Origin of the sequence: Micromonospora profundi (assembly GCF_011927785.1) — a bacterium.
In the GTDB taxonomy this organism is placed as follows: domain Bacteria; phylum Actinomycetota; class Actinomycetes; order Mycobacteriales; family Micromonosporaceae; genus Micromonospora; species Micromonospora profundi.
On sequence record NZ_JAATJK010000001.1, the window covers coordinates 92,516 to 110,624 of the forward strand.

Annotated in this window: 16 protein-coding genes; 10 read left to right on the forward strand and 6 right to left on the reverse strand. The window is 72.2% G+C overall.

Annotated elements, in window-relative coordinates; translation table 11 throughout:
• Window positions 1-33: 33 nt before the first annotated feature.
• Window positions 34-1,620, reverse strand: coding sequence for a serine/threonine-protein kinase (locus F4558_RS00445; protein WP_167942883.1), 1,587 nt, complete (start codon window positions 1,618-1,620; stop codon window positions 34-36).
• A 165-nt stretch (window positions 1,621-1,785) separates the two neighbouring features.
• Here F4558_RS00445 and F4558_RS00450 point away from each other — a divergent pair, with 165 nt between their 5' ends.
• The 6 genes from F4558_RS00450 (at window position 1,786) to F4558_RS00475 (ending at window position 10,261) form a co-directional block, all read left to right on the forward strand.
• Window positions 1,786-2,619 (forward strand): patatin-like phospholipase family protein, encoded by an 834-nt coding sequence (locus tag F4558_RS00450; protein WP_053660222.1) that lies wholly within the window; start codon window positions 1,786-1,788, stop codon window positions 2,617-2,619.
• Window positions 2,619-3,635 (forward strand): 1-acyl-sn-glycerol-3-phosphate acyltransferase, encoded by a 1,017-nt coding sequence (locus F4558_RS00455; protein WP_053660220.1) that lies wholly within the window; start codon window positions 2,619-2,621, stop codon window positions 3,633-3,635. The genes F4558_RS00450 and F4558_RS00455 overlap by 1 nt, the downstream gene beginning before the upstream one ends.
• A 9-nt stretch (window positions 3,636-3,644) precedes the next feature.
• Window positions 3,645-3,965 carry a divalent-cation tolerance protein CutA gene (gene cutA, locus F4558_RS00460; protein WP_053660216.1) on the forward strand — a complete coding sequence of 107 codons (321 nt, stop codon included), beginning with the start codon at window positions 3,645-3,647 and terminating at the stop codon, window positions 3,963-3,965.
• Between the two features lie 132 nt (window positions 3,966-4,097).
• Window positions 4,098-7,757 (forward strand): SCO7613 C-terminal domain-containing membrane protein, encoded by a 3,660-nt coding sequence (locus tag F4558_RS00465; protein ID WP_167942884.1) that lies wholly within the window; start codon window positions 4,098-4,100, stop codon window positions 7,755-7,757.
• Window positions 7,758-7,887: 130 nt separating this feature from the next.
• Complete coding sequence (locus F4558_RS00470) at window positions 7,888-8,940, forward strand: fatty acid desaturase family protein (RefSeq protein WP_167942885.1); 1,053 nt, start codon at window positions 7,888-7,890, stop codon at window positions 8,938-8,940.
• Window positions 8,941-9,106: 166 nt separating this feature from the next.
• The gene (locus F4558_RS00475; protein WP_053660208.1) at window positions 9,107-10,261 is read left to right on the forward strand and encodes an FHA domain-containing protein; all 1,155 of its coding nucleotides are present in this window, start codon (window positions 9,107-9,109) and stop codon (window positions 10,259-10,261) included.
• A gap of 118 nt (window positions 10,262-10,379) precedes the next feature.
• Here the strand turns inward: F4558_RS00475 and rocD are convergent, their stop codons facing one another.
• The 4 genes from rocD to F4558_RS00495 form a co-directional block, all read right to left on the reverse strand.
• Window positions 10,380-11,594 (reverse strand): ornithine--oxo-acid transaminase, encoded by a 1,215-nt coding sequence (rocD, locus tag F4558_RS00480; RefSeq protein WP_312877422.1) that lies wholly within the window; start codon window positions 11,592-11,594, stop codon window positions 10,380-10,382.
• Complete coding sequence (ddaH, locus tag F4558_RS00485; RefSeq protein ID WP_197281655.1) at window positions 11,594-12,409, reverse strand: dimethylargininase; 816 nt, start codon at window positions 12,407-12,409, stop codon at window positions 11,594-11,596. The genes rocD and ddaH overlap by 1 nt, the downstream gene beginning before the upstream one ends.
• Before the next feature lie 418 nt (window positions 12,410-12,827).
• Entirely contained in the window at window positions 12,828-13,745 is a 918-nt protein-coding gene (locus F4558_RS00490; RefSeq protein ID WP_312877258.1) for a DMT family transporter, read from the reverse strand.
• 226 nt (window positions 13,746-13,971) lie between these two features.
• A complete protein-coding gene (locus tag F4558_RS00495; protein WP_376767474.1) occupies window positions 13,972-14,223 on the reverse strand; it encodes a hypothetical protein in 252 nt (83 codons plus the stop codon).
• Between the two features lie 426 nt (window positions 14,224-14,649).
• On the opposite strand from F4558_RS00495, the gene F4558_RS00500 reads away from it, so the two are divergent.
• The 3 genes from F4558_RS00500 to F4558_RS00510 all read left to right on the forward strand — a co-directional run bounded on the left by F4558_RS00500 (window position 14,650) and on the right by F4558_RS00510 (window position 16,629).
• On the forward strand, window positions 14,650-15,537 hold the full coding sequence (locus F4558_RS00500) for a helix-turn-helix domain-containing protein (protein ID WP_167942887.1): 888 nt from the start codon (window positions 14,650-14,652) through the stop codon (window positions 15,535-15,537).
• Window positions 15,530-15,748, forward strand: coding sequence for a DUF397 domain-containing protein (locus tag F4558_RS00505; RefSeq protein ID WP_053660196.1), 219 nt, complete (start codon window positions 15,530-15,532; stop codon window positions 15,746-15,748). Before F4558_RS00500 ends, F4558_RS00505 begins: the two co-directional genes overlap by 8 nt.
• A 71-nt stretch (window positions 15,749-15,819) precedes the next feature.
• On the forward strand, window positions 15,820-16,629 hold the full coding sequence (locus F4558_RS00510; protein ID WP_167942888.1) for an Fpg/Nei family DNA glycosylase: 810 nt from the start codon (window positions 15,820-15,822) through the stop codon (window positions 16,627-16,629).
• Between the two features lie 56 nt (window positions 16,630-16,685).
• On the opposite strand, the gene F4558_RS00515 is transcribed toward F4558_RS00510, so the two are convergent.
• Complete coding sequence (locus F4558_RS00515; RefSeq protein ID WP_167942889.1) at window positions 16,686-17,552, reverse strand: aminoglycoside phosphotransferase family protein; 867 nt, start codon at window positions 17,550-17,552, stop codon at window positions 16,686-16,688.
• A gap of 178 nt (window positions 17,553-17,730) precedes the next feature.
• Here F4558_RS00515 and F4558_RS00520 point away from each other — a divergent pair, with 178 nt between their 5' ends.
• Window positions 17,731-18,105 carry a YciI family protein gene (locus F4558_RS00520; protein WP_053660190.1) on the forward strand — a complete coding sequence of 125 codons (375 nt, stop codon included), beginning with the start codon at window positions 17,731-17,733 and terminating at the stop codon, window positions 18,103-18,105.
• The last annotated feature ends 4 nt before the right edge of the window (window positions 18,106-18,109 follow it).

Below are 18,109 nucleotides of genomic sequence, written 5' to 3' on the forward strand. Positions count from 1 at the left end.
GCTGCAAGCGGCCCGTTGGAGCGGGCGCGGGGATCAGACCCGGGCCGCGCCCAGCTCGACGATGGCGGCGTCGAGCCGCTGCGCGTACGCCGGACTGATCCCGCCCTCGCCGAGACGGACCGCGACCTTCTCGCGCAGCCGGGCCACCGGCGGGGCCAGTTCGTCACGGCCGGAGCCGACAGCGGCGGTCAGGTTGCGCAGCTCGTTGCGCAGGTCGAGGCCGACGTCGGCGCGGATCTCCCCGTCGCTGAGCCCGGCCTCGATGAGACCCTCGACCCGGTTGGCGGCCTGGCTGAGGGTGCCCGGCGTCGACGTGGGAGCCCCGGTAGGCGGCGGCGCCGACGGTGACACGCTCGGCGGTGACGGCTCGGCGACCGGCGGATCGGTAGCCGGGTCGATCGGCGGATCGGTGGGCGTGGGCGCCACAGGGCCGGTCGAGGGCTGGGCCTGACGGTCCGGCTGTCGATCGGGCAGCAGGGCCGCGCCGACAAGTGCCAGAGCGACCACCAGGACCAGCAGCAGCGCCACGCGGCTGCGTGACCGCAGGGGCCGCTCGCCGGCCGAAGCCGCGTCGCCGGCCGTCGGCCCGGCCTCGATCACCGCAGTCTGCGCGGGCTGCCAGGTCGTCTGCCCGACGGTCGGTTCGGTCGCCGGCCCGGCTTGGCCGAACGTCGCAGGGGCCGCCTGCCCGACCTGCCCGAACGCCGGTTCGGTCGCCGGCAGGGCCGGGGTGGGCGGTGGCGGGGCGGGCGCGGGCACCCGGATGGTCGCTGTCGGTGGATCGGCAGGCAGCAGGTGACCGCGCAGCACGGTGGCCACCTGCCGGGCCGTCGGCCGGTCGGCCGGGTCCAGCGAGAGGCTACGCAGGCAGATCCGGGCCACCGGCTCGGGCAGCTCCGGCAACTCGGCAAACGTTGGTGGCGGGCCGCTGGCCAGCGCGTCGCTGAGCTGCTCCCAGGTGTCCGCCGGGTACGGCACCCGGCCGGTGAGCGCCTCGTGCAGCAGGACGCCGAGCGAGTAGACGTCGGTGGCCGGCTGGGCGGGAGCGCCGTCCAGCCGCTCCGGGGCCACGTACGCCGGGGTGCCGAAGGTGCCGCCGTCCTCGTCCTCGTCCGGCGCGCCGATGCGGGTCGCGATGCCGAAGTCGAGCACCTTGACGCCCATCCCGGTCATCATGACGTTTGCCGGTGTGATGTCCCGGTGCACGATGCCGAGCCGGTGTGCGGCGGCCAGCGCGTCGGCGACCTGTGCGCCGGCCTGGACCGCCTCGGGCCACGGCAGCGGGCCTTCGGTGAGCCGCAGCTTCAGTTCCTCGCCGCTGAGCAGCTCCATCACCACGAACGAGGTGATCGACCCGTCCGGGTCCACAGTCTCGCCGTAGTCGTGCACCGAGGTCACGTGCGGGTGCACCAACTGGGCGGCCGCCCGGGCTTCCTCCCGCACCATGTCCCGGAACCGCGCGTCCGCCGCCAGTGACGGCGCGAGCACCTTGAGCGCCACGACCCGGTCGAGCACCTCGTCCCGGGCGCGCCAGATGACCGACATGCCGCCGGCACCGATCTGGTCGATGAGCCGGTACCTGCGGGCCAGCAATCGGCCCGGCTGAAGTGCTGCGTTCACGGATCGCACCTGCCCTCGGGGGTGGGAGCGGTATCAGGTTGCGCGAATGTGTCGTGCCTGTCAACGCCGATCACGCCAACCGTCGGTGGTGGAGCCCGCCCCGCGCCGACCACCGTGCGACGGTGCCCCATCGGTGGGCGGCGGGCCCGTGCCAGGATGAGAGACATGGCAGGGGGACCAGTGGCGTTCGTCCTCGGCGGCGGCGGAGTCCTCGGCGCGGTCGAGGTGGGCATGCTGCGTGCCCTGTTCCGGGCCGGCATCCAACCCGACATCGTCCTCGGCACCTCGATCGGCGCGGTAAACGGCGCGCTGGTCGCCGCCGACCCGTCGGAGGGGGTGACCGACCGGCTGGTCCGGCTCTGGGCGTCCCCCGAGGCCAGCGAGGTGTACGGCGACTCGGTCGCCAGGCAACTGCGCCGCTTCGCCGCCCGCACCCACCTGCACTCGCCCCGGCCGCTGCGCCGGCTGCTGGAGTCCGAGTTGGGCGCCGACACCACATTCGCCGACCTGCGGGTGCCGTTCCGCTGCTGTGCCGCCCACATCGAGCGGGCCGCCGAGCACTGGTTCACCACCGGCCCGGTGGTGCCGGCCGTCCTGGCGTCCGCCTCGGTGCCAGGTCTGCTCCCACCCACCGAGATCGACGGTGCGCACTACGTGGACGGTGGCATCGTCAACTCCATCCCCATCGGCGAGGCGGTGGCCGTTGGCGCGAGCCAGATCTTCGTCCTCCAGGTGGGGCGGATCGAGCGGGACCTGACGCCGCCCCGGCGGCCCTGGGAGATCGCGCAGGTCGCGTTCGAGATCTCCCGCAGGCACCGTTTCTTCCGGGAGATGGCCGCGCTGCCCGAGGGGGTCGAGGTGCACGTCCTGCCGACCGGTGGTCTCGACCCACGTGACGACACACCGTGGGCGTACCGGGACATGGCGGCGGTGGGGCGGCGGATCAGCCGGGCTTACACCGCGTCACGCCGGTATCTCGCCGCCAACGTGGAGCGGTGATGCCGCTGCCCCCCAGGTGGCTGCGCCGGTTGTTGATCGCCCCCGCTGTCGTTCTGCTCGCTATAACCGTGGTGACCACGCTGCCGGTCTGGGCGCTGCTCGCCATTGCCGCGTCCCCGCTGGTCCCCGGTCGGCTACGCCCGCTGCGGCTGCTCTGGATCGGCTGTGTCTACCTCGTCTGGGACGCCGCCGCGCTGCTCGCGCTCTTTCTCCTGTGGGTCGTCTCCGGGTGCGGCTGGCGCACCCGCTCGCCGGCCTTCCAGCGCGCGCACTACGTGCTTGCCGGTTGGTTCCTGCGGGTGCTGTTCTGGCAGGCCCGCTGGGCGTTGCGGCTCAGCATCGACGTGGTCGGCACCGATCCCGACACCGCGCTGCCCGGCCGGCCCGAGCTGGTGCTGTGCCGGCACGCCGGGCCGGGCGACTCGTTCATCCTGATCCACGCTCTGGTCAACTGGTTCGCCCGGGAGCCGCGGATCGTGCTCAAGGACAGCCTCCAGTGGGATCCAGCGATCGACGTGCTGCTCAACCGCCTGCCCAGCCGGTTCATCGCGCCCACGCCGGAGCGGGGCGAGGAGACCGTACGCCAGGTCGGGCACCTGGCCGCCGGCCTCGACGACGACGACGCCTTCGTGATCTTCCCGGAGGGTGGCAACTTCACACCGAAGCGGCGGCTGCGCGCCATCGCCCGGCTGCGCTCCCTCGGCCTGGAGCGGATGGCGCAGCGCGCCGAACGGATGCGCCACGTGCTCGCCCCGCAGCCCGGAGGGATGCTCGCGGCGCTGGACGCCGCCCCGGACGCCGGGGTCATCTTCGTCGCCCACACCGGCCTGGACCGGATGCTCACCGTCGCCGACGTGTGGCGGGAACTGCCCATGGACAAGCGGATCGTCATGCGGTTCTGGTCGGTGCCGCCCGAGGAGGTGCCCACCGGCCGCCAGCAGCGCATCGACTGGCTCTATGACTGGTGGGCGCAGATTGACACCTGGATCGCGGCCAATCGGGACGGCGCCGCGTAGGGTGCGCTAGTGGACCATATCTGCGTGGTGACGACGGTGGTGGATGCGCGTTCGGTCGCCGACGTGCTGGCGGCCGCGGCCGTCGCGGGACGGCTCGCCGCCTGCGCCCAGGTCGGCGGTCAGGTGGACAGCACCTACTGGTGGCGTTCCGGTGTGGACACCAGCACCGAGTGGTCCGTGCAGTTCAAGACCGCGCCGGACCGGCTCGCCGCACTCGTGGACCAGATCCGCGTCAGCCACCCGTACGAGGTGCCGGAGATCCTGGTGTCCAGAGTGGAGAGCGGACACCCCGGTTACGCCACGTGGGTGCACGAGCACACACGGCCCTGACATCGGGGGTTTCAGCCGCCAGGCCGCCCCGCGGTACATGAACGTCCAGGGCTGCCCACTGATCAGTCCGGAAACGCTCACCTAGGTACGCGCACTCTGGGCAGTCTTCGATCTTGCCTGGATGATGGCCGGGTGGACGATACCCGCTACCCCTGCCCCGCCTGCGGTGCCTCGGCTGATCTGAAGGTCGGGTGCACCGGCTGCCGCCGCCCACCCGACCCGCTTGCGGCCGAGGTGGTCCGACTGGGGCGGGAGGTCGCCCGGCTGGGGCCGGAGGTGGAGCGGGCTCGCCGGACGTACACCGAGTTGGCTGGGCAGCTGACGGCGGCCTCGCGGCGGCGGGCCGAGCTGGCGGCGATGGTCCGCGCGGTGCGACCGGCCCCGCAGGTCGTTCAGGCCCCGCAGGTCGTTCAAGGGCCGCATGTGGTTCAAGCGCCGCAGGTCGCGCCGGGGCAGTACGTCGCCCCGGGGCGCCCCTACGCGCCGGCGCCGGTGGTCGCGACGGGTTCGGGGCCGCGCGCGGCGGAGACCTCGACCCGGACTGTGCAGGGTCTGCTGTTCGTCCTGGGCGGACTCCTGCTCGGTACGGCAGCGGTGGTCTTCACGGCCGTGGCCTGGGCGTCGGTGGGGGTCGCTGGCCGGGCGTTGATCCTCGCCGCGGTCACCGCACTCACCCTGGCCGTTCCGCTGCTTGCGGTCCGTCGAGGGCTGCGGGGCACTGCGGAGACGTTCGCCGCGGTGGGGTTGCTCCTGGTACTGCTCGACGGGTACGCGGCCTGGTCGGTGAACCTGGGCGGGGTGACCGACTGGCCGGGCACCCGGTACGCCGCGCTGGTCGGGGGGGCCAGCGCGGCGATCGCTGTGGGGTACGCCCGGTTGAGCGGGTTAACCGGGCCGTGGTTCGCCGCCCTGGTGGCCGCCCAACCGGTGCTGCCGTTGCTCGCCGTGGAGACCGATTTCGGTGCGACAGGCTGGACGCTTGTCCTGCTCGGGGTGGCGCTGCTGAACCTGGCGGTTCTGTACGCGCTGCGTGACGGGACCGGCTCGGCCCGGTTCGCTGGCCAGATCGTCGCGGGCGCCGGCCAGATCCTCGCGCTGGTGGGCGCCGCAGCCTGCGCCCTGGTGCCGCTGCTGTACGGGGAGGCGTTCGACTCGCCGCTGCTGGCCGGTGCGCCGCTGCTGTTGGTCGCGCTGACCGCGTTCGGAGCGTCCTGGCTTTTCGGTGGCCCGGCGCTGCGGACCGTGGCCGCGGCGCTGCTGGTGCCGGTTTTTGCGGCTGCACTGGTGAGCCCGGTGGGCAAACTGTGGCCCTCGCTGCTGCTGCTCGCGGCGGCGACGGTGGCGCTCGGCCTGGCCGGTGCGGTGCGGCTGCTGCCGGCCGGTTGGCGGACCGGCCCGCGCGTAGGGGCGCTCCTTGTCGCGGTGGGTGCGGCGCAGGTCGCGCTGGTGATCACCATCGCGTTGGCGTTCACCACCGCTGGCCGGTCGCTGCCGCCGTGGGATGGGGCCGGTCTGGGACCGGACCTGGGCTGGGGCTGGCAGGTCGCTCCCGCCGTGGCGTTGACGTTCGGCGCGTCGGCGCTGCTGCTACCTCGCAGCGTGTGGGGGGTGCTCGCGTCGGCCGGCGGGGTGGCGGTGCTGCTCGCCGTACCCATCGCCTGGACAGCGGCGTGGCCGGCCGTGGTCGCCGTCGACCTGGCGGGCGGGGTCGCGCTGCTGCTCGCCGCGCTGGTCCGCCCGTCGACCCGACCGGCCATCCTGCTGAGCTGGGCTCTCGGTGGTGCTGTCCTGCTCGCCCACGCGCTGCTGGTGGCACTGGCCGCCCCCGTCGGGTTCCTGGTGGTGCTCGGCACCGTCGCGGTGCTCGGTGTGGCGCTGGCGGTGCGCCGGGCCGTCGGGCCGTACCGGTGGGTCGCGGGTGTCGGTCTGGCCGTCGCGCAGGTCGCGCTGCCCGGCATCGCCGTGGTGGCGTTGTTCGCGGCGGGCGCACCGCCCTGGTGGCAGGCCCGCGCCGCGCTGGCCACCGCCGGGCTGGCGCTGGCCGGGGTGCTCGCGGTGCGTCGCCACCGGGAGAACCTGACCGGGTACGCGGTTGGCGGCGCGATCCTCGTGGCGGCCGTATCCGGGCTCGCGCCACTTGTCGTGGCACGCGACGAGCCCGTGACGCTGTACGCCGCGCTGGCGGCGCTTGGCGTCGCGTTCGTCGCCCGGTGGGACCTGTCGACGACAGGTGCCGAGCCGGCCGGGTCGGGAGAGCGGCCGGTAGCCGGCGAGCCGTCGGGCACTCAGCCGGCGACCGGGACACCGTCGGCGACCGGAGGGCCGCAGGCAATCGGGGGAGTGTCGGCGACAGGGGGGCCGTCGGCAATCGGGGGGCCGCCGGCGGTCCCGGGGCCGTCGGCGGTCGGGGGGCCGTCGGCGGTCGGTCTGCCGGGGGCGCTGAGCGCGGCGGGTGTGGTGCTGGCCGGGGTCGCCGTGCTGGCGGCGCTGCCGACGGTGCTGAGCGCACTCGTGGCGCCGTACGACGGGTGGGGGAAGGTCTGGTCCGGTGTGCCGACAGTCGTCGCCGAACCGGAGCGGTTCCCCGCCGGGCTGGCGCTTGTGGCAGTGGCACTTGTCGCCGTACTGCTCGGTCGAGAGGTGCGCCCGCCGTGGCTGCCCGCGCTGCCGTTCGCCGCGGCCGCGCTGCCGGTGCTGCTCGTGGCGGCGGGCGCACCCTGGCCCGTGCTGCCGGCCGCGATGCTGCTCACCGGGGTGGTCGCTCTGGTGTACGCCGCCCTGGCCGCACCCCGGCCGGCGCTCGCGCCGATCGCCGTACCGGTGGGGGCGGTGCTTGTCGCGGTCGGGGTGGCAGGGCTCGTGGCCAACCGTGCGGGCACGCTCGCCGCAGAGGGAGTCCTGCTCGTGGCGTCTGTGGTCGTCGCCGTCGCGGCACGGGCTACCGGGGTGCGTGTCACCGGTTGCCTCGCGGCGATCGGGGCCGCGTGTGCGCTTGCGGTGACCGCCCCGCTTGCTGGCGGGCAGCCGCTGCGCGCGGCGGCGTACCCGTTGCTGGCGGTGGCCGCGCTGGTCCTGGCCCTCGGTGCGCTGACCGCACGGCCGCGGCCAGCGGCGACCGCCGCTCGCGCCCAGATCGGTCGGGTGTTGGACGCCTCCGCGCAGGCGGTGGCTGTGGTGGCGGCGCTGCTGACCGTCGGGTCGACGCGGCACTTCCCGACCATCTGTGTGCTGTGGGGTGTGGCAGTTGCGCTGCGGCTGCTGCGCCGGGGCGAGCCGGCCGGCCGACGGTGGGCCTTCGGCGGCATCGCCGCAGTGAGCGAGTTGATCGGAGTGTGGGTGCTGCTGGAGTCCGGCGGGGTGACGGTGCTGGAGGCGTACACGGTGCCTGCCGCGGTGCTCGCCCTCGGCGCGGGTCTGCTGGCCCTGCGCACCCGGCCCGACCTGACGAGCTGGCTGGCGCTCGGTCCGGGGCTGGCCGCGGCGCTGCTGCCGAGCCTGGTGTCGGTGCTGGCGGGGCCGGACCCGCAGCCCTGGCGGCGGCTGCTTCTCGGTGCGGCGGCGCTGGGCACGGTGCTGGGCGGTGCCAGCCGTCGCTGGCAGGCTCCGGTGGTGCTCGGCGGCGCGGTGCTGGCGGTCGTGGCGCTGCACGAGGTGGCCCGTAGTTGGGACCTGTTGCCCCGGTGGCTCTACCTGGGCGTGGGTGGGCTGGCGCTGATCGGGCTCGCCGCCACCTACGAGCGGCGGCGTCGCGATCTGACGCGGCTGCGCGACGCGGTGGGCCGGCTGGGCTGAGCGCGGGGGTAGGGCGAGCCCTACCCCCCACCCGGGGGTTGCCTGGGTTACTCAGCGCAACTGATTGCCGGAGACTCGACAGTGAACCCCGGGCCACCCGGTGCGGGTGAACCGGGAACAGGGAGCAACGATGTCGCTCGGAGCGGTGGCGGAACCGCCGGTACAACGGCGAGGCAGTGATTACGCACAGTTGTCCCGACGGATCAGCCAGGCCGGCTTGCTGGAGCGGCGTCCCGCCTCGTACGTCGCCCGGATCGTGCTCACCCTCGGTGCCTTCGTGGCCGGCTGGGTGGCCGTCGTCCTGGTCGGCGACTCCTGGTGGCAGCTGCCACTCGCGGCTCTGCTGGCGGTGGCCACCACCCAGGTCGCGTTCCTCGGTCACGACGCCGGGCACCGGCAGATGTTCCGTCGGCGCGGTCCCAGCGAGTTGGTGGGGCTGGTGGCCGGCAACCTGGCGGTCGGGCTCAGCTACGGCTGGTGGGTCGACAAGCACAACCGGCACCACGCCAACCCGAACCACGAGGACGAGGACCCGGACGTCGGCGCCGGCGCCCTGGTGTGGACGCCTGAGCAGGCCATGCAGACCCGCGGGGTCGGCCGGTGGATGGCGCGGCGGCAGGCGTACTTCTTCTTCCCGATGCTGCTGCTGGAGGGCCTGAACCTGCACGTGGCGAGCATCCGGGCGATCGTCGGCCGCAACCCCGACGGCCGGTACGCCACGCCGATGCGGCACCGCGCTGTGGAGGCGGGCCTGCTCGTCGCGCACACCGCCGGATACGTGGCACTGCTGTTGGCGGTCATGTCACCGGGCAAGGCGCTGCTCTTCGCCGTCGTGCACCAGGGGCTGTGGGGCCTGTACATGGGCTGCGCGTTCGCGCCGAACCACAAGGGCATGCCTATGCCGACCGCCGAGGACGAGCTGGACTTCCTGCGTAAGCAGGTGCTGACCTCGCGCAACGTACGGGGCAGCCGCGTGGTGGACACCGCGCTGGGCGGGCTCAACTACCAGATCGAGCACCACCTGTTCCCGAACATGCCGCGGGCCAACCTGCGCCGGGCACAGCCGATCGTCCGCGCCTACTGTGCGGAGCAGGGCATCTCGTACGCCGAGACCGGGCTGATCGAGTCGTACCGGCAGGCGCTCGGTCACCTGCACGAGGTGGGCCGGCCGCTGCGCGGCTGAGTGGGCCGGCCGCTGCGCGGCTGAGCGGGTCGGCCGCTGCGCGGTTCGAGTGGTCCCGGCCGCTGGTCGATGCCGGCGGCCGGCACCGGTAGGGTCGGCGCATGGCAGACCTGCTCACCGCACACGCGGTACGAGATGACTCGAACGAGATCATGCGGAGTGCCTCATGAGGTTCGAGATCAGCAAGGTGCTCGATGCCATCGAGGGTCGGGTCTGCACGGACCCGTCGCTGGCCCGTGCCGTGCTCGACCTGGCCGAGGTGATCCGCTACCAGGACATCGACGGCGGTCGGCCGGCAAGCCTGCTGCGCCTCGGCATGGTCATCGACGCGCTCTCCCGCGAGTTGGAGGAGGACAGCGTCCAGGTGTACGCCGTGGTGCACCGGGCTCTGCTCTCCGACGCGGACCTCACCTCCAACGAGCGGATGGTCGTCCGCCGCTGGGCCGACGACGGCCTCGTCGAGGTGCTCGACAACCCCGGTGACCGGATGCTCGAGGTCGCCGACCTGCTGGGGCTGCCGGTGCTCAGCCGGGTCCGCTTCGACGGCCTGCGTGGCCGGTTCCCCTGGCTTGTCGAGCAGCCCGGTCGAGTGGTGGCCCCGGTGCCCGGCGCTGGTGGGCCGGTGTTCATCGCGCACGTCGGCGGCGGGCACACACCCGTTGCCGGCAAGCGCTCGCCGACCGGCGTGAAGCTGCTGGCCCGCCAGTGGCGGTGCTCGGAGTCGGGTTGCGCGCTGTTCGGCGGTGGCGGTGGGGGCGGCGCGTTCGCCGACCTGACCGGTGGGGCGGACCGCAGCCCGGCGGCGCAGCCACCGCCCGCTCTGCGCAACGGTGTGCCCACCTGCCCCCGGCACGGCGTACGGCTCGGTGACGGCGGCCCGCGGCCGCGCAGCGAGGTGCTCGCGGTGCGCGTCGGTGGCCTGGTCCGGCGGCGGTTCGTGCTCACCGAGGACCAGCCTGTGGTGGCTGGGCGTGCCCCCGAGCAGGACGGCGGGATCATGCTCGGGCAGTGGCTCAACGACGAGGCGCGGCGGTGGATCAGCCGCGGTCACGTCCATTTCGAGCTGCGGGTCGGCGAGGTCATCGTGACCGACATCAGCACCAACGGCTCCGGCATCCGGCCCTCCGGCTCGATGGCCGAGTCGGACCGGATTCCGCTGGCCCCCCAGCAGTCGAGGGTGCTGGGTGAGGCCGACATGGTCGAGCTCTACCCGGGGGTGCAGATCGGTAGGGCCGAGGAACTGCCCACCGGTGCCCCGTTCACCCCCACGTCGGTGATGGCGGAGGCCCCGACGATGGCGATGCGACTGCCCCGTCCCTGACGTGCCCTGCCCCGCCCGGTGCGGTGCGGCCCGCCAAGATCCGCACAAGAACAGGGAAAGTGCTGCTTCGGATGGTGTCGAGGCAGCACTTTCCCTGTAGTGCGTTCAGCGTGGTCGGTCAGCTGGCCAGCACTGTGGCGAGCTGGGCCACCGCGAGGTCGATCTCCTCCTCGGTGATCACCAGCGGCGGGGCGAGCCGGATGGTGGAGCCGTGTGTGTCCTTGGCGAGCACACCGCGCTCGGCGAGCCGCTCGCACGCCTCCCGGCCGCTCATCAGCGCCGGGTCGATGTCCAGACCGGCCCACAGGCCGCGCACGCGTACGCCGACCAGGCCCTTGCCGACCAGGGCTTCCAGGCCGGCGCGCAGCCGTTCGCCCAGCTCGGCCGAGCGGCGCTGGAACTCGCCGGTGGCCAGCAGCCGGACCACCTCGATCGCCACCGCGCACGCGAGGGGGTTGCCGCCGAAGGTGGAGCCGTGCTGGCCGGGCTTGAGGACACCGAGCACGTCGGCGTTCGCGGCCACCGCCGACACCGGCACGATGCCGCCGCCGAGCGCCTTGCCCAGCAGGTACATGTCCGGCACGACGCCCTCGTGGTCACAGGCGAAGGTCGCGCCGGTACGCCCCAGGCCGGACTGGATCTCGTCGGCGATGAAGAGCACGTTCCGCTCGGTGCAGACCTGGCGTACGCCCGGCAGGTAGCCGGCTGGCGGCACCACCACACCCTGCTCGCCCTGGATCGGCTCCAGCAGCACGGCCACCGTGTTCTCGTCGATGGCGGCGGTCAGGGCGGCCAGGTCGCCGTAGGGCACGACAGTGAACCCCGGGGTGTACGGCCCGAAGTCCGCGCGGGCGTCCTCGTCGGTGGAAAAGCTGACGATGGTGGTGGTCCGGCCGTGGAAGTTGCCCTCGGCGACCACGATGTTGGCTTGCCCGGCGGGCACGCCCTTGACCTGGTAACCCCACTTGCGGGCGACCTTGATGCCGGTCTCCACCGCCTCGGCGCCGGTGTTCATGGGCAGCACCAGATCCTTGCCACACAGTTCGGCCAGCTCACGGCAGAAGTCGGCGAACTGGTCGTGGATGAACGCGCGGCTGGTCAGCGTCAGCCGGTCCAGTTGGGCGTGCGCGGCGGCGATCAGCTGCGGGTGCCGGTGGCCGAAGTTGAGCGCCGAGTAGCCGGCCAGGCAGTCCAGGTAGCGGCGGCCGTCCACGTCGGTGAGCCAGGCGCCCTCCGCTGACGAGATCACCACCGGCAGCGGGTGGTAGTTGTGCGCTGTCCAGCGCTCGGCGTCCCGGACCGCTCCCGGCGTACGCAGGATGTCATCCACGATCACTTGCTTGCCTTTCCCTGACGGAGTCGCAGCGTGCAGCACTTCGGTCCGCCGCCGGCCTTACGCAGCTCGGAAAGGTCGACGCCGATGGTTTCGTAGCCCCGGTCGCGCAGTGCGGCGGCCAGGTCGGTGGCCTGGACGGGCAGCACCACATGCCGGCCGTCGCTGACCGCGTTGAGCCCCAGCACCTCGGCGTCGGCCATCGTGGCGTGCACCGCGTCGGGGAAGAGCCGCCGCAGCACGGCCTGGCTGCCGGGGGAGAACGCCTCGGGCAGGTACGCGACCGTCCGCTCGTCGAGCACTGTCAGCGCGGTGTCCAGGTGATAGAAGCGCGGGTCGACCAGTTGCAGGGTGACCACGGGGTAGCCGAAGACCTCCTGCAACTGGGCGTGCGCGGCGTGCGCGGTGCGGAAGCCGGTACCGGCCAGCAGGTGGTCACCGGCCAGCAGGATGTCGCCTTCGCCCTCGTTGACGTGCTTGGGGTCGGACACCTCGAAGCCGGCGGCCTCGAACCAGGCCCGGTAGGCGGGCGCCTCGTCGGCGCGCTGCGGGTCGCGGAACTGCACGGCCATCGCCTTGCCGTCGATCACGGTGCCGCCGTTGGCGGCGAAGACCATGTCGGGCAGGCCGGGCACCGGGGTGATCTCCTCGACGGAGTGGCCCAGGTCGCTGTAGATCTGGCGCAGCTGCTCCCACTGCCGGACGGCCAGAGCCGTGTCGACAGGTGCGCTCGGGTCCATCCAGGGGTTGATCGCGTAGTCGACGGCGAAGTACGTCGGCCGGCACATCAAAAGGCGCTGGCTTGTGGCGTCCATCGTCATGGTCCTGCTCCCACGGGTCGGGCGCGCCCCGGCCACCGTGGCCCACGGGCTGGCGCCGTTGCTCAACGCTATGCGGCGTCAGCGACAGGATCCACCGTCGAGAGTTGCGCAGACCGAACATTCGTTGCGTCTAGGCGGGGTTCGGCTGCGATTTGTTGCGTAGCGATGGTCGGTGAGCGCGATTCGAGTTTCGGGCCACAGGGTTGGCGTGTCGGGCCGCTGGCCGTAGGTCGCTGGTCCCTGGTCCCTGGTCGCTGGGCGCGCGGCCGCTGCCGGACCCTGGACACACTTGAGGGGCGGCGAACCGCCGCCCCTCGACGAGTGTTGCCCGGCCGGTGAACCACCGAAGATTCGGGCTACCGGCGAACCGCCGGCCTTGCCGGTGCACCACCGGCGAGCCGAACAGTGCCCCCTAGAAACGATCGACAAACTGTGAGTCAAGCCACTCCCGGAAGCGCTGCACCCAGTCGCCATCGGTGGTAGGCCACACGAACTGACCGGTCATCGCCAGCACGCCGATCACCACGGCGGAGAGCCCGATCAGAATGCCGAAGAGCGCGTCGGTCTTGCCCGCGACGTGCCGACGGCGGGTGGCCATCAGGCCGAGCACCGAGAGCACCGCGCCGAACGCGCCGAGCCCGATGCCGTACCCCGCCAAGGTGCCGGTCAGCACGAACAGCGCACCGGCGACCGCGACGATCAGGCCGAGGGTGGCGAGGAAGCTGGCGCGGGGCTTCGGGCCGCGTACCACAGCAGGCTCGGAGTCAGCCCGGTCCGGGGTCGGGTCGACCGGACGGTCGGTCACCGCCCCGTCCGTCGTGGCGGACCGCCGGGCGGTGGGGTCGAGGTCGGTGTCCCGCTCGTCGGTGCGCCCCCGGGTCGGAGCGATGCCGGGCCTGGTGTCGGTGTCCGCCGGCAGGCCGGCCGTGCGCGTGTCGGTGTCTGCCGACCGGGCGGCCGTGCGGGTGTCGGTGTCCGCGGCTTCGATGCGCTCCGCCGACGGCGCGGTGGTGGAGCGGGCGTCGCCCTCCATCGGCCGGGCAGTGGCGGCCCGGGCCACGGCGGCCCGCTCGGCGGCCCGCCGCTCGGCGGCCTGCTCGGAGGGCCGCTCCGCGGTGCCGGCCTGCTCGGTGGGCGCGGCGCCGCTGCGGTACGTCGTCTGGTCGGCGTCCCGGTCCGTGACCACCGGGCTGGCGGGGCCGTCGTTCGACCGGCCCCCGGTCATCACAGTGTTCGCGCGATCGCCGACCGGGGTATCGCGACCGTCGACGTTCTCGTCCTGCGTCGGCGCCGGCTCGGACCGGCGGGACAGCGAAGGAATCTTGACCACTACACACCTCCTGTTGAATGCGTGGTGGCCGACAGGATCGGGTGGCACCCACGCGGTACCGCCCTGAAATACCCCGACGGGCGTTTCCTGACACCAAACCGGGGTACGCGGCGCTCGGCGCTAGCTCAGCGCCGCCTTTGCCGCGGGGTTTCCGTTGATCGACTCGGGTTCCTGGAAAGCGGGGTATCCACGCGCTCGGGACACCGCGATTTCCATGAATCCGAGATCACGGGTCCGCGTTGAGCACCCGCACTCCGGACAGCTGCACGTACACCTCTCGGCGGTCGACGGCCAAGCCGTTGCCGTCGAGGGCATAGCCGGTCAACCAGACCCAGCCGGGGTACGTCGGGCGAGCGTCCACACTCACCAACCGCAGACGTAGCGCCCGCTCGCCGGCGAACTGGACCGAGCACTCCTCGCCGATGAGCAGCAGGCTGCCGGGCTTCAGCTCCTCGGCCCTGCCCGTCGCGTCCGTCACGTCGGCCAGTGACCACGGCTGATCGGGATCCGATGGCGGGCTCGGCAGGGCAGCTCCGCGCCGCAGCGGCACACCTCGCGCCAGCGTTCCCAACTCCAGACGGGTCGATGTCGTCGGGCGAAGGTCAGCGCGGTGACCAACAGGTATTCGTTGTACGACACACGCACTGCGTCGTCCTTCCGCAAAGGAATGGCGTCGCTGGCCAATCCGCAAACGCGGTGAGTCGCGACAGTTGACTATTGCCGACGCTATTTCTGCTCACGCTGCACGGGAGGCTCCGGCGTGTGACAGCGTGTTCCATGCTGGCCACCTTGTGCAACACTCCGGGCCGCTCTAGCCTGAGCCCGTATTGACGCACGATGAATGGAAGACAATTGGGTGCGGGGCGCAACACCTGGTGTTGCAGGAAGGGTGCGGCGATGTTGCATGACGGATGAAACAAGCGGGTCCACGGTGCCTCGGCGGCAGCTCGGGCGGCTGCTCACCCAGCTTCGTGAGGACGCCTCCGTGACGCTTGACGCCGCTGCGGCAGCGCTGGACTGCTCGCGGCAGAAGGTGTGGCGCATCGAGAAAGGGCTGGTTCCGGTGCGCGTGGTGGACGCGCGTGCCATGTGCGCCCTTTATCGCGTACCCGAAGATATGAAGGAGATCGTCGCGGCGCTTGCGAAGGAAACTCGCGCCAAGGGGTGGTGGCATTCGTACGGCGATGTCGTTCCGTCGTGGTTCTCGCTGTACGTCGGTCTGGAATCATCCGTGACCGCGCTGCGTCAATACGACGCGGAGCTAATTCCTGGGCTTCTGCAGACCCGCGAGTACGCCACCGAACTGTTCCGCCGGAAGAACCCCAGCATGAGCGGGGAAGACCGGGAAAAGCTGGTGGAGGTGCGGCTGCAACGACAGGGCATTCTCGTTCGTCGGCTTCCCGCCGCGCCTACCCTGCGGGTCGTCCTGAGCGAAGCAGTGCTCCGCCGAGCGATCCCCGATCGCCGGGCCATGGTGGGGCAGTTGCGTCACCTGCTCGACGTGGCAGCCCTGCCGAACGTGAGCCTGCGCGTGCTGCCGCTCGCCGCCGGTCCGCCGCTGGCAAGCGAGACGGGCACGTTCGTCCTGCTGGGCTTCGCGCAGGCGCTCGGGCGGGCGTCGAGCGAGCCCACCACCGTCTATCTGGAGAACATCACCGGGGCGCTCTACCTCGACAAGCCAACCGAGGTGGCTGCCTTCGAACACGTCTGGTCTGACCTGGAAGCGCTCGCGTCGAGTGAGGCAGAATCAGAGAAAATGATCACTTCGATCATCGAGGAGCATCATGACTGACCTTGCCGGTGCCATCTGGCGCAAGAGCACCCGCAGCGGGGGGAGCGGCGGCAACTGCGTCGAGGTGACCGACAACCTTCCCGGTGTCGTCGGCGTACGGGACAGCAAGGCCCCGACCGGCCCGGCGCTCGCCTTCGCCCCGGCCGCCTGGGCTGCCTTCCTGGCCGGGTTGCAGGGCGAGCAACCGGGGCTGACGACGCCGCGCCCCTGACCGCTGGCAGCGCCTCGGGGCCTACGCGGCTCGGGCTTCCGCCCCTGGGGGTCTGGCTATCCTTGGCACCCGTGCCAGAGGGACACACCATTCATCGCCTGGCGGCCCGGCATGCCGAGCTGTTCGCAGGGGACAAGCTGCACGCCGCCAGCCCGCAGGGCCGCTTCGCCGAGGGGGCGGCGCGGCTCTCCGGCACCGTCCTGGAGGGCACCGAGGCGTACGGCAAGCATCTTCTGCACCACTACGCCGGCGAGTTGACGCTGCACGTGCACCTCGGGCTGTACGGAAAGTTCACCGACGGGTCGGGGGAGCCACCGGAGCCGGTCGGTCAGCTACGGCTGCGACTGGTCAGCGACCGGCACTGGCTGGACCTGCGTGGGCCTACCGCCTGCGAACTGTTCACCCCGCCCGAGGTCGCCGCGCTGCGAACCCGCCTCGGACCGGATCCGCTGCGGGCGGAGGCCGACCCCGAGCGGGCGTACGCCCGGATCTCCCGAAGCTCGACGCCACTGGCCGCCTTGCTGCTGGACCAGTCGGTGGTGGCCGGCACGGGGTTGATCTTCGTGACCGAGGCGCTGTTCCGGGCCGGGCTGCCGCCGACGATGCCGGGCCGGCAACTGACCCGCGCCGCCTGGGACACGCTGTGGGCCGACCTGGTCGGGCTGATGCGGCTCGCGGTCGAGCACGGCAGGATCGACACCGTGCGCGACGCGCACCTGCCGGAGGCGATGGGGCGGCCGGCGCGGGTGGACCGGCACGGCGGCGAGGTGTACGTCTACCGCCGCCCCGGAGCGCCCTGCCACATCTGCGGCACCGAGGTCAGTCGGGGCGAGTTGGCCGGCCGCAACCTCTACTGGTGCCGCACCTGCCAGCCCAGCTGAGTCTGGCGCCGCGCCGCACCCGCGCGCCCGGTGCTCGACCGCCTGACATGCGGGGGTCAATCCTCGTCGAGCAGCCAGCGCACCACCTCGACCTGCTGCGGAAGGACGATGTCGTCGGCGATGCTCCACGCCAGCGTCTGGCCGATCGTCCAGCCGCGGACCCGTTCCCGGTCCAGCCCCAACTCGCCGCTGAGCCGGTCGAGCCGGTGTCGTACGGCCGTCGGTGAATGGCCCAGTTCCTGCCCGCGCACCATCGGCACCACCGAGAACTCCCGTTCGCCGGTGAGCGGTTTCGGGTCGATGACCAGCCACGGTTCGCGGTCGGCGGCGAGGACGTTGCCGGCGTGCAGGTCCTGATTGATGAGCACCTGCTCGCCCTGGCTCGACGCCAGTCCGGCGAGCAGGTCGAGGGCGGCGTCGAGGATTCGCCGCTGGTACGGCCGGCCGGCCCGTTCCCAGTTGCGGGGCATCCGGTCGATCCAGCCGGCGGCCTCCTCGGCCAGCGGGGTGAACGGTTCGCCGGCCGGCAGCCAGAGCCGAGGGAGCAGGCCGACCATCACGTCCAGCGCCTGGTCCATCGGTAGGTGGTGCAGGGCGGTGCCGGGCCGGCAGCGCTCCACAAGGAGGGCGCGTCGTTGCGGGTCGTGGGCGAGCAGCCGGATCGCACCGTCGCCGTCCCAGTGGGCAAGTGCGTCGGCTTCGTGCCGGCTGTCGTCGTCCGGGTACTGGAGTTTCAGCACGGCAGCAGTGCCGTCCGGCAGGTCGGCGGGGACCGCGAAGGAGGCGTAGGCGTACTCGAAGGGGTTTCCGAGCCGTAGTGACCACCGCTCGGCGCACTCGGCCAGCCAGGTCGGAAGTGTGGCAAGCCAGGCCCGACCGGCGGGTGATCGGCGTACCCAGTCAAGTCCCTTGGGCAGATCCATCCGGCCATCCTGGACCATTGCCCGGTCGGTGCGGTGGGCTGCATCGACGAAGAGATTCCGGGATGGTGTCGTATCAGGGCGTAGCCGCTCGTGGAACCAGTGTGCGGCGGCCGACCGGGCCGCCGCAGGCGAGAGGTCGGGGAGAGGCCCCTCGTCCGGGGAGTGAGAGGAAACGATCATGCCGGAGTACCTGATCACCTTCAACGACGAGTGGGTGCCCGAGCACACGCCGGAGGAGATACGCGCGAAGTCAGTTGCCAGCCACGCCGTGATGGCGGAGATGCTGGCCGAAGGTGTCCTGATCTTCTCCAACGGTGCCCTCGACAGGTCCACTGCGGTGTGCAGCGTCGAAAGTGTCGACGGCAAGCCGGTCTTCACCGACGGCCCGTACGTCGAGACCAAGGAGCACCTCGGCGGCTTCGCCGTCGTGGACGTGCCCGACGACGAGGCGGCGCGGTACTGGGCGGGCCGACTCGCTGTCGTGCTCGACTGGCCGCAGGAAGTGCACCGGTTCCGGGGTCCCGGGACGGCAGGCGGAGCGGCTTCGCGATGAAATG